Consider the following 14,208-nt stretch of genomic DNA (forward strand, 5'->3'; position numbering starts at 1 on the left):
GTAAAAGTTCAATGAGCAGAAAGTGTAAAAATCAACTTGACGTTTACAACCTCTTATTTTCATTGATATTGAAGGAATGCACTAAATTAACTTACGAATTCGCACTATATTTCTTATTGCAATTCTTCAGCATTCTTTCGTGGTTCGAAAATTATCATAAAGAATTATCGAGAAAACTACTGCCACTATAAAATAGAATAGTATTGAAGGGAAATTGAAAGCTGAAAGTCAGGTTTATTGGTTTACCCCTCATATGATCATTACATTTCATTTGGTTCACATCTACAGCGAAGGAGACATGAGCATAAGAGAGCGACTTTCAAATTTACACTCTTTTTTATATTATAACTAATATTTATACTTTAACACTCACACCTTCTTCCATAGATATTCCAGCGCTCTCTATAAATAATTGAAGCAAGTGTCTCGCTTCAGGTTCTCCCCCACAATATAAGGGGGAAATTGCTACAGTAATTAGGTCCCATTTACAAGCGTTCATCAGCTGTTCCAAAATACCCTTAACTTTATTATCCCGCATTAAGCTCGGTTCAAATAGATCGTCTGATTCGTTAAAGTAATCGAGATCAATATTCAGTATCTTGGAATTATTTTGCGCAAGCTGATTGAATTCTCCTAAATCGAACTCATCAAAAGTGTAGACCCTCTTTACTTTTTCAATTTTTTCCTTAGGTATGTATTGAAAAAAATCATCCTTTCTTGCTCCTTCATATTCCTCCTCTGCTAAAAGCCAATTGACTAAACTCTCCTGCTTATGAGGTGATATTATATACATTGAACCAAGAGTCCCCCTAACAAAAGAGGGCCATATAAAGTTATCAATTGAAATTTTGCCGCTATAATCAGCCGACCTACGTTCTTCTTTTGATGCTATGAGGGAGATTAAATCTTCTTTGGTTTGAGCATCTTTCAAGCCATTAACATCAATTCTATCAGGTACGTCATCTAAATGATTATCAAAATGAAGTAAAGCGCTATCACCATTAACATTTCCTTTTAACCTCTCGAATTCCCATGCAAAAAAAGCCCATGAGTGGTCATCCATTATATAAATACTTTTATCTTTAAAATAGATAACCCCATCTAAATCATCACCTAAAACTTTCATCATTTCACACCTTTTTCCAAGATTCGACACTGTTTTCCCGTTAATACCTTGATGTGTGCGATCATTGTTGTAGGTCTCGCCCATGCCTTAGCGTATTTTAAAAAGTCACGAATATGTGCCTTAGCTCTTTGAAGTGCTAGTTCACCGTGGCCACTAAGACTGTGTATGTTCTTGATATTACTTTAGAAAATAAGATTCTTCCCCCAACTGCCATCTTTTAGCTATTTCATTACCATTAATGACGTTTAAATAATCTATTTCGGTTTCTTGCAGATCATTATTTGGTTCAATCATAACTTCTCCCAATGCAATTCTAATATTACCCTCTTCATAAAGATAGTCGCATCCAAATAGACACAACGGAAATACGATATGAGGATCAGTTCGTTCTGATTCAGAACAATCTTTTCTTTTTTTCTTATGTGCAGCCACTAATGATCTCACAGAGAATTTCCTTCCACAAATTGCACATGTTTCAGTATTTTTATTCTTAAAAAGCATGTTCCTTAAAATTTGCTGCTCCTGTCTTACCATTTCATTATATGGCTTATCTGTTTTTCCATTTAGTTCTTTTAATTTATCTTTATACAAACTATATTCAATCATTTTATCGTTAGTTGATGATTCATTAAAGTTACTAACTAGAATGAATTGATAATTTCCTCTACCTTTGCTCTCATCAATATAGATAAAGGGGGAACTAAATAAAACTTTATCATAATATGCCTTAGTATATTCTTTACGCTCTAAATAAGATCTCACTTCAGTATATGTAATAGTATTTCGACCAATATTCTTGTAAAAATCGAGTATGTCCTTTTCAATTAGGTCTAATTTCTTTGGTTCTAAATCTAGAAAGGCATTACCACCTTGTATGCTCATATATGTTGAATTATGTATATAAATTTCAATAATTTCTTTTGATGGTGGTTCTAGTGTGAGTGTTCTTTTTGATATATATTTGTAAATTAGTTCAACTAAAATGTAAATAGGTATGTTTTTTGTAATATTACAAGTCTTTCCCAACATATTTTTAATTACATTACTTCGGTTCTCAAACAAATAAAAATATTGATTTTCATTTGATTGATTGACCCAGGAGTATTCGGAATGCGATATAAGTTTTTTTATAATAGGCAAATAACTTCCATTTAAATTTTCATTTTCAAAAACATCATACAAATTACAAATCCCATGCATTCCAGGGTAAGTTTTTATTCGTTGGTACATCTCTAGTAATAATTTTTGCTCACCTTCATGTGTTAATAGAAGTTGTTTACCCTCTTCAATATCTGTATTAGTTGGCTTTCTTAAATCTACATTATACAATTCAAATTCCTTACAAAGGTTAAAAGTATGAAGTAGTTGTAATAAACCTACTATTTTAGTTTCTTTTGACAACAAACTAGACTCTACTAAACTTTCCATTAGTTCATCAACAAAAATAACTCCTTTCTTTTTAATAAAGTTAGCAATTTGAGATAATTCCGCCATATCTTCAAGGCTCACTTTATCTCTAAACTTACCATTAATAATCTGACGAACTCTTTCTCTTGAACTAATTCCAAATTTATCTGCAACTGATTGATATGTAGGTAGCAACTGTGAACCTAAACCATAATATGTTTGGACAATGTTGATGTCTCTTTCCATATTGGGTCCAGTTCGATTTTTTTCTTTAATAATCCATTTAACTTTATCTGCTAGTAGCAAGTTTACTCTCCCCCGATAATGTCTATTAAATTCTTAAATCAGATAAAACGATTATATTTCGCCATATTATTTCTAAATTTATTCAATTAATGAATATTGGTACATCAAGATTTTATTGTAGTAAATTTTTTTACTCAATAGTATTAGGATAAGGCTTCTTTCTATTCCAATCAGAAATACTCGTAAAAATTAATCTTAGTGTATCTTTAATAAATTTATAAGAAGAAGTTACCAGTCATGACCATACCACTACCTCCTCCCTAAAATTCACATTCCTTCTTCTCTTCAAAATCACCACTTATAATCTAGATAAATTCTGCTTACTTTTACATCTTGGATAATTAGTGCAACCATAAAACTCACCATAAGGCCCACTCCGCACTACCATATAGCCCTTACAATTTGAACATATTACTTGATCATTTATCACTCTGACATCATTAATTGTATGATCGCAATTAGGATAGTTACTGCAACCAATAAACTGTCTCTTATGCATGACATTTTCTCGAGTTACGAGATAACCCTGGACACACTTAGGACATTTAGGGTTTTTTGTTAAAGTTACTCTATCGCTCACCAACTCTTGTCCAACCTTCTGCTTATCTATCAACTCTTTCACAAAAATTGATTCATTAGCTTCTGGAGCTAAAATAAACGTTTTGTTCCTGGTTCTAGTAAGAGCTACATAAAATAATCTGCGTTCTTCAGCGAAATTGTATTGATCTTGATCTGTTAGTACTAAGGACAATAAAGGGTCATCCAATATGCGATTCGGGAAACCTAATAAATCATTTTTGCCGTTTAAAATAATTACATTATCTGCTTCTAACCCTTTAGATTTGTGTACCGTTAAAAAGAACATAGCTAATTTAGGATACTTACTATAAGTTAGTTTATTATCCCTTGTAACTCTAAAACCTGAGTATTGATTTAAGAACTTGATATCATCATTTGTTCTTCCAAGTAGCATAATTTCAGTATCTTCACCATAATGTTCAACTATTTGTTCTATAACTTTAATAACAGCATCTACTTGGTCAGTTCCTTTATCTTTTGAATATTGGCCATTATATTTAATTACCTTTAGAGGAGTTTGTTCACTTTTAGATGACTTTAAGTTCTTTCTTATCTGCTGGTTGTTTTGCATTATGAACTTACCAGCAACGTCAATAAGCTCTTGAGAGTTACGATATGTATTTTCGATTTTTAACATTTCACTAAACCCAAAGTATTGCTTAAAGCTTGTAAACAGACTTAAATCAGAACCTGCAAAGCGGAATATCGATTGCCAGTCATCTCCAACAGCCATTACTTTAGCATTAGTTATCTTCTTGATAGAATCTATTAGGTTAAACCGACTCACAGATATGTCTTGATACTCATCGATGATGATGTATTTATACGGGAACATTATTCCAAATGAGTTCACAAAATCTGTAGCTTCATTAATCATATCGTTAAAATCTATCTGATTTTGTTCTTTTAAAACACTCTGGTAATATTCATAAACGGGTTTTACAATATCAATAAATAAATTTGTCCTATGATATGTAAAACTGTGATCTTTAGGAGCTAGTTTCTTTAATTCATCAAATTTCTCATAATTAAAGCCGTTAGATTTAAGTTAATGAATGTAGATACAAAATACACGAATTCAGTGAAATGATTGGAATTTTCGGTATCGTAAATTCGATTGAAAATATCAATGAAATCTACTTCTTGAAACTTCACATCAGCTTTCAACAATTTTTGACGTAACGTATCTAAAAGGGCTCCCTCTTTTGTTAAATATGAAAACGTCTCAATTAATGTTGTTCCGTTCTGAGCGTGTACTTGTCTCTTCCATTGAACACCTTCCAAATACTCTTGCTAATAATAATCGTTCAGCCATGGAGCGCGATTTTCCTCATTTAATCCAAAATGTTCAATGTAAATATCAAAATCAGGGAGATAAAAATCTGGTTTGTATTGCCTTCTATTAGAATTAGCGGTGTTGTGTTTATAAGGTTCTTCATACTTATATGTGATACCATTTAAGAATAGAAAGTTTGCGATCATAACTTCTTCAAGACTTTTAACTTTTTCGCCACTTAAAGTCTTTTTATATCCTTTAAGCCTACGTGAACTTTCATCAATAAAATTGTCTTGTTCATATTTACTTTTAAGTGTTTCAAAGTCTACTTGTTTATAGTGGTCATAGCACTCACCCAAGTTTTGAAATTCACCCATGTCTTTAGGTACATTGATATAGTAACCAAAATACTCAATAATTCTCTTTAACTGCTCTGGGTTATCATATAGGTTACTTTCAAAATATTGATTTATTATTTTTCTAGGCTCATCTTGAACATCTGGTTTATTATTTGTAAACTTACCTATAATGTTCATACCTAACTTATGGAAAGTACTAGCTACGACATTGATATTAAGCCTCTTACTAATTCTCTCTTCCATTTCACCTGCAGCTTTTTTTGTAAAGGTAACCAACAAAATCTCTTCTGGTTTTATGCCTTTCTTTTCTACTAGATATTTTACTTTTCCTGAGATTGTTAATGTTTTTCCCGCACCTGCACCAGCGACTACTAAATTGTGGTCTTCATCAACAACAACGGCTTTTCTTTGTTGTTGATCTAAAGATTTACCATCTACATTGCTGAATAATCCTTTATTTACTATTAATTGCTCTTTAACATATTCTTTATTCCATATACTCACGAGTGAGGATAAATTAGAATATAATTTTAAGAACTTCTCAACATCGCTATTTAAATACTTAGTATCCTTGAAGAAGTTAAAAATGTTTTCAAATTGATCGTTAATATTCTGCATTGATGAATTAGTGAAATAATCTTGTCTAAGACGTGCTATCTCATTATGAAAACTTTCCACATCGTCATAATATGGCTTCAAAGCCTGGTTAATATATTTAACTTTTTCTATTAAACTTTCCAACTCATCATTGTATTTGTTGCTTAATTCTATGTATGTATTCTTTAAATAAATAATATTATTTGGAATATTCTCCACTGATAAATTTTTAGCCACTTGTTGAGCCTTAGTATGAAATGCAAAACAATCCCTATGCTCTATGTAATTTATTGTAGAGCTATGTTCTTCCTTTACCCCTTCTATGTAGTCCTTTGAAATCATAATTTTTGTGTCTTGTATTTCTGCTTGTCTTTCTTTTAATTCATTTATCTTCTTTTCCAAATCTTTTAAGTTTCGTTTTATTTGAGGTGAATATATTAAAAATCTAAACAGTACATATAGCTTTTCAAGCACATTAATCCCTCCTTTCTATAGTAGTTCAAAAATTCCAACTATTTCTATTTTACCACTTATAGTAGATGGATTCTATCTCAGCTATATTCTATTTATTACTTTAGCCTTAGTCATTTAAATTAATATATATGATACCTTGATGCATACTTTGGGTTAAAGTATAATCCAAAAAAAAAGCAAATTCCTTTTCGGAAAATGCTCTTTCCTCTTTAACTAACGCACCTAGTAGTCTTTATAAAATGTCATGGTAATTCAAGTAATCTTGAACAAACATCCTCTAATCACTTTTTCTTTTAAACCCCACTGCTTCCTTAGTGAAGAATAGCGCAAAGTTAAAACAATCGCACCTGTCAGTGAAAAAATTTAATTCTCAACATAAAAATTCAAATGATATAAGCCTTTTTCTATAGGTGTCCATGTAAAAACACCGTTTCACAAGTTGCTATAAATCATCCAAAAAATATATTTTTGTCTCCAGGATCTAGAAGCTTACTCTCCAACCATCCCATCTCCATCATTATCACGCATATAGTGATATAACCAATGATCACTCATTATCGGCATACTAAAACCAGCTGCTTTTGCTTCTTTAATGGTCACTTGTCCGTTACCATTAGTATCAATAGTAGAAATATCACGTTCTGTGTTTGAACTCGTTGAATCATAAGACTCACTTTCTGTTAAACCGAGTGATTCGTTTACTTCATCAGGATTTACATTTTCAAATGTATCAACGATTTCGTTACCCATTAAAGTATAAGTATACTTATAGCTTGAGGGTATCTGTGTTTCCGTATTAGGATATGTGATGATGGCTTCAAAATTCGTGGCTCCACCAGCTTTTCGAATGGAGTCTTCCATGTAGGCTTGATCTCCATGTCGGTTGAGCGTACTTTCTTGTGGGGTAATATTATAAGCATTCGATACCCCTCCAAGAGAATCAGCAATAACATGCCCTTCATCTAAAACGTCACTTTCCACACCAGGAACCTTCGCCTCATCAGAATAGTACCGGCCTGACGATAATACAGGTTCCTTATTGTCATCTTGTAAAATGATTTCATCTGCAACGACACGTACTAGTTGCCCATGCTCATTCGTAAAAGCCCAATATTCACGGTCGCCATAACCAATATCAACAACAACTTTGGATTCGCGATGCCCAGATAAATCACCACCATCAACTTCAATAAGTTTGTATCCTGAAAAAAGATCATCATTTGTTTCGGTTGGCGTTTCATTTACTGATGATTCATCAGCACTCGCAGTGGTGGAATCTTCTTTCTCTTCTTGTTCTTCTTGTTCTTCGTTTTTATCTGCATTAACCGTAACTGCTTCTTGTGAACTTGTTTCTTTATCTGCAGTGAATGTATCTTCTACTTCAGTACAACCAACCATAAAGATGACCGTTAAAAATAAAACAAAATACCTCATTTTCATTTTAGGACTCTCCTATAATAGTTTCATATTGTTCATTCTAAAAAACTCGGGATGTTAAAATAGGTTTACTTAAGGGTAGTTCCAATTACTTTACGAACTTCAGCATTATCAACCTCATCCCCTTTTTTCTTAGATAGGTGAAGAACTGAATTATCATAATCATTAATTACATTTTACCACATAATGTTATAAATCCTTTGATTTTAGCATGTTAAAAACAAGTGAACTAGCACCTTAATTCGTGCGATAACAATAACTGTTATAGGTGGAATATTTGATATAAATAGGACGGCACACGTTAGACCTATCTAATATGTGCCGTCCTATTTCATCGATTTTAACTAATGCTCCGTTAGTTATATTACCCCCATTGTGTTTTGTACTTCACAACCTAATAAATGTCCTTAAACATAAGCTTTTCAATTTAGAGGAATTAAGATAGAAGGGGCGAATAAAATCAAAAATAAGCATTTATTTTTTAAGTTCAATATAGTCTAAATACTTATTTTGTTGTAAATTATTTAACGTTCTCAAAGATAATATAAAAATCTTTTAGAAATTACTGAGGATACATCCACACTTAAAATGAACGGTACAGTAATCAAGCCATGAAACACGTAGGTGAAAATTAAAAAATTCATTATTTTAGGAGGATATTATGAACTCAACTCTCATTTTTATGGGTATTGCGACTATTGTTGTACTTATTACAATTTTCATTCTAAAGAATGGTGAACGTAATGATAAGAAAGATTATAAAACTCTTGAAGAAAACGAGTCTTTAAAAGATAAAGAAGAAACTAAAATTGAGGTCATGAATACCGAAACAAATTTCCCAGAATCTGAAGAAAATGTAATAGCAAAATTATTATTAGCAATAGGTATTATACAGATTGTTGCGGGATTTATTTGTGGAATTGTCTTTAGTCAAGGAGAAGCTGAAGGCGCATTCGACCATGAAACACAGTTTAATTTTACAATCTTCTTCACATGGTTTTTAAGTACATTAGTATCTGGAGTGTTGATTATTGGATTTTCAGAGGTCGTACGATTATTACATGATATAAATAAAAAAACAGGCAGCTATACAAAATTAGAGTAGGATTAATTTAATAAACTTTCATTATCTATAACTTCTTCAAACCAATGACTTAAATGCCAAACATGGTGTTTAATGTACGATGTTGTATGATACCTCTAGCGCTAATATCCAATAACCGAGGAAAAAAAGCAAGAAAAAGAGACCAAATCATACGTGATTTGGTCTGCTAATTAGGTTGCTATTTCGAATATTTCCCCACAAAAACAAACTACTTTGACTTAGACCTGTTTTCTAATTTATATAATATACAGCTCTAATATATCCACGAACATAATATTAATGCTTTCTTTTGAACGAATAGCTCTACCAACTAACTTCCCGGCCGTCGTATCAATATCTAACACTTTAATTTTATCAGAAGTATAATTAGTTCCATTGTGAAATTTTACTTCAACAGTTAGATCATCTTTAAAGGCTAACCTCAACTTTAAGTCAATCTCCGCAGCTTGATCTTCGGCAAGTAACCCTTTCTCTACACGCTCATCCTCTTTCCATACTTTTTTTAACATCTCTACATGCTCTGGAAGCATTAACGAAGTCCATTTAATGGTCCCTCTATCTCGTAATCGGTCGTCAGTCATGGTTATCCCACCTTCTTCCGGATAGGACCAATGGAAAGAATACTGCTACGGTTAAACTTCCTTACCTTTTTTCGATTATAACAATAAGCTAAGATATACGCCTCTCCTGCATTCAGGATCCTTATATTCCTCTGAGAAAGTTGGCCATCTTTTGATAAGTAAATCATTTCAAGTGTCTCTCGATTTTGTTTTGCGTTTTCTAGCATTCCATCCATGGTCATCCCTCCTTACACAATTATACGAACATTTGTTCTCATTATAACCATAATTGCTTAAAATTAAAATACAGTTTTTCAATTTCTGCACAATTCCAATATATTGAAGGGGATTTAAATATTAAAGAAGAAACATTTCGGTAAGGAGGGATACTGACCAGTGAAACAATATTATAATCATTACTTGCAAGCAGATGAAAAAAGATTTATAGAAGAAGTGGCTGTAGCAGCCATAAAGGAGGATTATACAAAGAAGCATTTTCTCATTGAAGAAAGAGGTGTGATACGGTATAAATCTTTTGTTTCTCCTGACAGCAATCCGGTCAAAGATATTCAGTACGATAACGGATCACCAGTAAAACAAATCTGTTCTGTTGATTCAATGATGTTAGAATACATACACAAGCTCTGTGGCAACGATGAACTAGCTCTTCAAAGAGCTAAGGCACATTTAGGTGACTTTTTAAAATACGCTAAAGCTTGGGCGAGATTAGCATACAAGGAGGCTGTTTCTGAGGATTATAAAGAGCTACAAACAGATCTCCACAGCATATTTGAAAGGGCTGAGAAAAATCCTTCTTATGAAGAACATTTCATGGACGCTGATATCCGTAACCTCTCCTTTCGTCTGAAACAACAGTTAGGTATAAAGATGCCTTGAACAATTTAATAATCTCTTCCACCAAATTTAAGATGAAGGGTTCGGTTAAAAGGGACTTTTACTAAATAATGTAAAACGGACTTTGATTCAGAAGGAAGAGTATATATAATGTAGATTCTTTCAGACAATATTTTATAAATTAAACGATTAATGTATAGCTATTTAGTTCTGCAGTAACGCTAATGTATTCAGTCAAAGGGCTAAAAATAAAATGTTGATCAAATTCTCTTCATAAAAAGAAACGGGCTTTGTCATATCACCATTAGCCTCTGCATAAATAATAACAAAGGCAAGATAAGATATAGGCCTTTGATAAAATTAAAAACTAAATAGAGCCAGGTTGATGCTCTACTGTTTGGAGCCCCTCACCTTGGGCTTCCTTTCGGTAGGGCATCTTTGTTTTCCTGGACCGAAAGGAAGCAGAGAATGGTAAAAAATAAGAAAAAGTTAAATGGAGAGATGGTCAAATATTATCGTGAGTGTTCAAGCGATGCGTATTGGATTTATGTTGCACACTTTGACACGCACTGCAAGGATCCAGATATCCCAATGTTAGAGAAAAAGCACCAGCAGCTAAAACGTAAACATTGCTCTGAATTTAATATGACCAAAGAAGATTATGTCAAGATGATGTTATGTACTCGCGAACTGGTTAAAGTATTGGGTCTTAAGGAGTTCCTAAGTAGTTGGGATAAATTTAAATCCCCGACTGAAGTGGTTGTTTATTATGCTGCAACATTCATTTGGAATCCCCTTCTTATTTCTGTCAATTTAAAGGAGGTAAATGGATTTTATGAAGTGGATTTAACCCTAAAGGACTTTGAAGGTAATATCGTACTTTTGATTGACGTTCAGGGGAAAGTTCACAATGAACCTTCAAACCAGATTAACGACCGCCAAAAGAAGCAACACTACTATGACTTAGGAATTTGCTTTTTGCAAGTACGAGGGGTGGATGTAAAGAATTATTTTACAGAACATATTGAGTTGTTCTCGAAAAAGATTGAAGAAGTATACTCAGTAGGTAATGTTAAATATCTTAAATCCTATATGAATACTTCTTTTCATCAAAATAATGATACACCAGAAGAGAAATCTCAATAGAATTATCTAAAAACGCCCAGTTTAGCGGGCGTTTTTTTAATAATAAAAACACCTCATGAGCTCCTATCATCTCCACTATCTTATCTCAACTATCCTCATTCTCCATTGAAGAATTAAAAACATACTAATTTCTTGCAAAATCTCCTGCTTTATCTTATTATGCTTACTAAAAATTAGGAGTTACAAAATGAATTTCATACAAAGTTTTCTAAGCATATTAGCATTTCTCTTACAATTCGTAAAGCTTCACTTCAAGAGTTCACATGAACTTCGATTAGAAAATATTGCACTCAAAAGCCAGCTGTCCATTTATCACCATCATTATCAAAAGAGTCAGCTACCAAAGCCAAGACCAAACCAATCCTTCAGGCAGTTATGGGTTATTCTTTCGAAGATACATAGTGGTTGGAAAAATCACCTCATCCTTGTGAATCCCGAAACTGTGATTAAATGGCATCGTACAGCCTTTAAACGGTTTTGAAAACGTAAATCACAAAAACTCGGTCGGCCTACATTATCAAACGAATGGATTTCGACAATCAAAAGAGTACATAAAGAAAACCCCTTACATTCGCCGGAAAAGATTCATGACCAACTGGCGCTTTTGGGATTGGAAAATGTCCCAGCTCCTAACACCATCGCTAAGTACCTTCCTAATATCCGTAATACCCCAACCAATAAACAGCTCGATTCTTGGAAAACATTTATACATAACCATCTTTCAGAGACATGGGCTATGGACTTTGTAACTGTTCCTACCATCAAGATGGAGATCTTATATGTGTTTGTCATCATTCACCATAAGACTCGGAAAATTATTCAGTTCGGGGTTACAAAGAATCCTAATTCATCGTGGGTGAAACAACAATTACGCAATGCAACACCATATGGCCAAAAGCCTAAGTACCTTATTCATGATAATGATCCTGTTTTCCGGTCCAGAGAAATTCAAGATTTTTTAAAGATCACCGGTATTCGATCGAAGCCGACTTCTTATCGTTCTCCATGGCAAAATGCTTATGTAGAAAGAGTAAATGGTACGTTGAGAAGAGAAGTGCTGGATTATCTAATTCCACTACATGATACACATTTAGAAAAGAAACTAGCGGAATATATTCTTTACTACAACAATGATCGCACACATCAAGGTATCAACAGGAAGACACCTAATCTCTGTCCAACCTATTTGCCAATTAGTGTAGAAAATAGCAAATTAAAAGAGACTCCTGTATTTGGTGGCTTATACCATACCTACAAAAGAGTCTCCTAGTTCCATATAATATCCGAACGATCTTAGCCTTTTTGAAATATCACTTTGAAAAGGTTTATTTTGTATGCCATCTTTCCGAACCCAACTCATTCTCCCCATCAGCTATCTACATATTTTCTTTCAAACAATACTATCAATCTACAATTTCAGACAATAATGATAGATTTGAACCTCATTTTTTGTCGGATTTAATTTTTGAAGCCGACAGGGGTCCTCTTCATTCACTACTTCCATCATGATTCACATTTAATTCATTTTATTGTTAAATGTTTTCCTGTTCCAAAATTAAGCCACTTCTTAATATTAAAGTTGCAAGACTAGCCAACTTCACCAAGGTATCTACGGACTAACTTTTATTCCGGGACCACTAGACCTTCTGGGAAACGTTAACGACATCAAATTAAAGATGACTCACGTTCTCAGTGTTTAATATCATACTTAAAAGATAATCGCTTAAAAAATCAAACCTTACTCAAAACAACTAAACGTTTGAAGGCGACAATCAAAAGAAGCAAACCATCTATATACAATAGATGATTTGCTTTTTACAATGAGAAATTACCTTTTTCACTGGTCCCAAACTGATTGGACTATATGCTAGAAGACCTCATCAACACCTAACCATACTCCTATAGTATAATTTTCACCTTTAATTTTGTAATTTAAGATAACTCTTCGGTCTGAAAGTGGTGTGGTAATTCTTAATCCAGGGATAGTAGCATTATTTTGTTCAACCTCTGCTGCGTCTCTCATCGTAACCTTGCCATTATTAATATCTACATAAGCAATTGGCTTCTTTTCAGTTGATTCACTAAATGTCCCTGTGTCACTATTAAATGTGAGGTTCAATGTTTCTAATAAATACCCACCATATCCACTTGCGCTTCCTTCATTAATCTGTGTTACAGCATTCTTTACTGCTAGTTGTTCTAGAAATTGACGATCTGAAATATTAGGATGGCTTTTATAGTCTTCATATGCAACTTGAGCATCTTCACTAGAAACTGAATCCAAAAATACACTAACAGTTTGATCACTAAGGGAAGAAGTTACATCCTCAGCGAAACCAATTTGATATGATGAATTAGGTTTTAACAAGAAATCCACGTTGTTTTCTATCCACCCTTGGCGAACTGAATCCTCTACCACTATTCCATCATCCCATGTGTCATTAGATTCATAATTTCTCACTTGCATAGCATTAAGCAAAGATGTTTGTAATTGTAATCCCGTATAGCTATTCTCGCCTTATTCCTCAAAAGGATTTTTAACGAGTATTCACCAAGCAAGCGACTTTCACCGCACTCGGCGATCCGTCAATGGTCTTACCCTTAACGATTTTTATTATCTTACATATAGTAATGAATAGAAGTCCTGCCATTATTAAATGACAGGACTTAACATTATTAAGGGACTCTAAGAGTACACCACTGACTGGATTCCTTCGCTCCGACTGATTTTCTCCTCTTCGCACGTTACCGTACAAATTCAAACGGTCAGCCATCTACACTACTATGAATCCGCTGCGACCTTCCTAGCCTCTATGGTTCTAACCAACCTCATCTAGTAAGACTTCAAACGTTCCACTACACCCATCCCTTTTTTTGATGACCTTAGGCTCCCACTATTCCATAACAGAACTTTTCGTTTAACAGCTTGAATTGTACCGAAAAGCTTATAATTATTAAAAATCATAAGGAAAGTCCTAAAC

At 33.3% G+C, this 14,208-nt stretch carries 14 protein-coding genes and 1 pseudogene; 5 read left to right on the top strand and 10 right to left on the bottom strand.

Features of this window, described 5'->3' with window-relative positions; genetic code table 11:
* Positions 1 to 355: 355 nt before the first annotated feature.
* The 7 genes and pseudogenes from N780_RS02890 to N780_RS02915 all read right to left on the bottom strand — a co-directional run bounded on the left by N780_RS02890 (position 356) and on the right by N780_RS02915 (position 7,564).
* Positions 356 to 1,129 (bottom strand): peptide arginase family protein, encoded by a 774-nt coding sequence (locus tag N780_RS02890; RefSeq protein ID WP_198135822.1) that lies wholly within the window; start codon positions 1,127 to 1,129, stop codon positions 356 to 358.
* A 174-nt stretch (positions 1,130 to 1,303) separates the two neighbouring features.
* Entirely contained in the window at positions 1,304 to 2,839 is a 1,536-nt protein-coding gene (locus N780_RS19140) for a hypothetical protein (protein ID WP_052114857.1), read from the bottom strand.
* 298 nt (positions 2,840 to 3,137) lie between these two features.
* Positions 3,138 to 4,055: a topoisomerase DNA-binding C4 zinc finger domain-containing protein gene (locus tag N780_RS20305; protein ID WP_332307801.1), complete on the bottom strand. Its 918-nt coding sequence runs from the start codon at positions 4,053 to 4,055 to the stop codon at positions 3,138 to 3,140.
* Between the two features lie 24 nt (positions 4,056 to 4,079).
* Positions 4,080 to 4,412 (bottom strand): annotated as a pseudogene (locus N780_RS20310) (UvrD-helicase domain-containing protein); the annotation flags it as partial.
* A gap of 11 nt (positions 4,413 to 4,423) precedes the next feature.
* Positions 4,424 to 4,702, bottom strand: a complete 279-nt coding sequence (locus tag N780_RS02905; protein ID WP_036779896.1) for a hypothetical protein — start codon at positions 4,700 to 4,702, stop codon at positions 4,424 to 4,426.
* Between the two features lie 9 nt (positions 4,703 to 4,711).
* Positions 4,712 to 6,124: a UvrD-helicase domain-containing protein gene (locus N780_RS02910; protein ID WP_036779898.1), complete on the bottom strand. Its 1,413-nt coding sequence runs from the start codon at positions 6,122 to 6,124 to the stop codon at positions 4,712 to 4,714.
* 489 nt (positions 6,125 to 6,613) lie between these two features.
* Positions 6,614 to 7,564 (bottom strand): DNA/RNA non-specific endonuclease, encoded by a 951-nt coding sequence (locus tag N780_RS02915; RefSeq protein ID WP_036779902.1) that lies wholly within the window; start codon positions 7,562 to 7,564, stop codon positions 6,614 to 6,616.
* 658 nt (positions 7,565 to 8,222) lie between these two features.
* Here N780_RS02915 and N780_RS02920 point away from each other — a divergent pair.
* A complete protein-coding gene (locus N780_RS02920; protein WP_036779904.1) occupies positions 8,223 to 8,666 on the top strand; it encodes a hypothetical protein in 444 nt (147 codons plus the stop codon).
* A gap of 236 nt (positions 8,667 to 8,902) precedes the next feature.
* Here N780_RS02920 and N780_RS02925 read toward each other — a convergent pair whose 3' ends face one another.
* Together N780_RS02925 and N780_RS02930 are read right to left on the bottom strand one after the other, a co-directional pair.
* Positions 8,903 to 9,247 (bottom strand): YolD-like family protein, encoded by a 345-nt coding sequence (locus N780_RS02925; RefSeq protein ID WP_036779907.1) that lies wholly within the window; start codon positions 9,245 to 9,247, stop codon positions 8,903 to 8,905.
* Between the two features lie 2 nt (positions 9,248 to 9,249).
* Positions 9,250 to 9,462 (bottom strand): WYL domain-containing protein, encoded by a 213-nt coding sequence (locus N780_RS02930; RefSeq protein ID WP_036779909.1) that lies wholly within the window; start codon positions 9,460 to 9,462, stop codon positions 9,250 to 9,252.
* Positions 9,463 to 9,622: 160 nt separating this feature from the next.
* Here N780_RS02930 and N780_RS02935 point away from each other — a divergent pair, with 160 nt between their 5' ends.
* From N780_RS02935 to N780_RS20020, 4 genes are all read left to right on the top strand, one after another.
* The gene (locus N780_RS02935) at positions 9,623 to 10,123 is read left to right on the top strand and encodes a hypothetical protein (RefSeq protein ID WP_036779912.1); all 501 of its coding nucleotides are present in this window, start codon (positions 9,623 to 9,625) and stop codon (positions 10,121 to 10,123) included.
* 426 nt (positions 10,124 to 10,549) lie between these two features.
* On the top strand, positions 10,550 to 11,227 hold the full coding sequence (locus tag N780_RS02940; RefSeq protein ID WP_036779914.1) for a hypothetical protein: 678 nt from the start codon (positions 10,550 to 10,552) through the stop codon (positions 11,225 to 11,227).
* A 187-nt stretch (positions 11,228 to 11,414) separates the two neighbouring features.
* Positions 11,415 to 11,708, top strand: a complete 294-nt coding sequence (locus tag N780_RS20015) for a hypothetical protein (RefSeq protein WP_198135823.1) — start codon at positions 11,415 to 11,417, stop codon at positions 11,706 to 11,708.
* A 129-nt stretch (positions 11,709 to 11,837) separates the two neighbouring features.
* Positions 11,838 to 12,497, top strand: a complete 660-nt coding sequence (locus N780_RS20020; protein WP_198135824.1) for an integrase core domain-containing protein — start codon at positions 11,838 to 11,840, stop codon at positions 12,495 to 12,497.
* Positions 12,498 to 13,094: 597 nt separating this feature from the next.
* Here N780_RS20020 and N780_RS02950 read toward each other — a convergent pair.
* Positions 13,095 to 13,646, bottom strand: coding sequence for a hypothetical protein (locus N780_RS02950; protein WP_036779916.1), 552 nt, complete (start codon positions 13,644 to 13,646; stop codon positions 13,095 to 13,097).
* Positions 13,647 to 14,208: the final 562 nt, after the last annotated feature.

It is taken from the genome of Pontibacillus chungwhensis BH030062, from assembly GCF_000770675.1.
GTDB lineage: Bacteria > Bacillota > Bacilli > Bacillales > BH030062 > Pontibacillus > Pontibacillus chungwhensis.

What these genes read in the sequence shown, in the direction of transcription:
- N780_RS02920 (WP_036779904.1), top strand. Translation starts at nt 8,223, where the DNA reads ATGAACTCAACTCTCATTTTTATGGGTATTGCGACTATTGTTGTACTT.
- N780_RS02890 (WP_198135822.1), bottom strand. Translation starts at nt 1,129, where the DNA reads ATGATGAAAGTTTTAGGTGATGATTTAGATGGGGTTATCTATTTTAAA.
- N780_RS02940 (WP_036779914.1), top strand. Translation starts at nt 10,550, where the DNA reads ATGGTAAAAAATAAGAAAAAGTTAAATGGAGAGATGGTCAAATATTAT.
- N780_RS02930 (WP_036779909.1), bottom strand. Translation starts at nt 9,462, where the DNA reads ATGGATGGAATGCTAGAAAACGCAAAACAAAATCGAGAGACACTTGAA.
- N780_RS20305 (WP_332307801.1), bottom strand. Translation starts at nt 4,055, where the DNA reads ATGTTAAAAATCGAAAATACATATCGTAACTCTCAAGAGCTTATTGAC.
- N780_RS20015 (WP_198135823.1), top strand. Translation starts at nt 11,415, where the DNA reads ATGAATTTCATACAAAGTTTTCTAAGCATATTAGCATTTCTCTTACAA.
- N780_RS02915 (WP_036779902.1), bottom strand. Translation starts at nt 7,564, where the DNA reads ATGAAAATGAGGTATTTTGTTTTATTTTTAACGGTCATCTTTATGGTT.
- N780_RS02925 (WP_036779907.1), bottom strand. Translation starts at nt 9,247, where the DNA reads ATGACTGACGACCGATTACGAGATAGAGGGACCATTAAATGGACTTCG.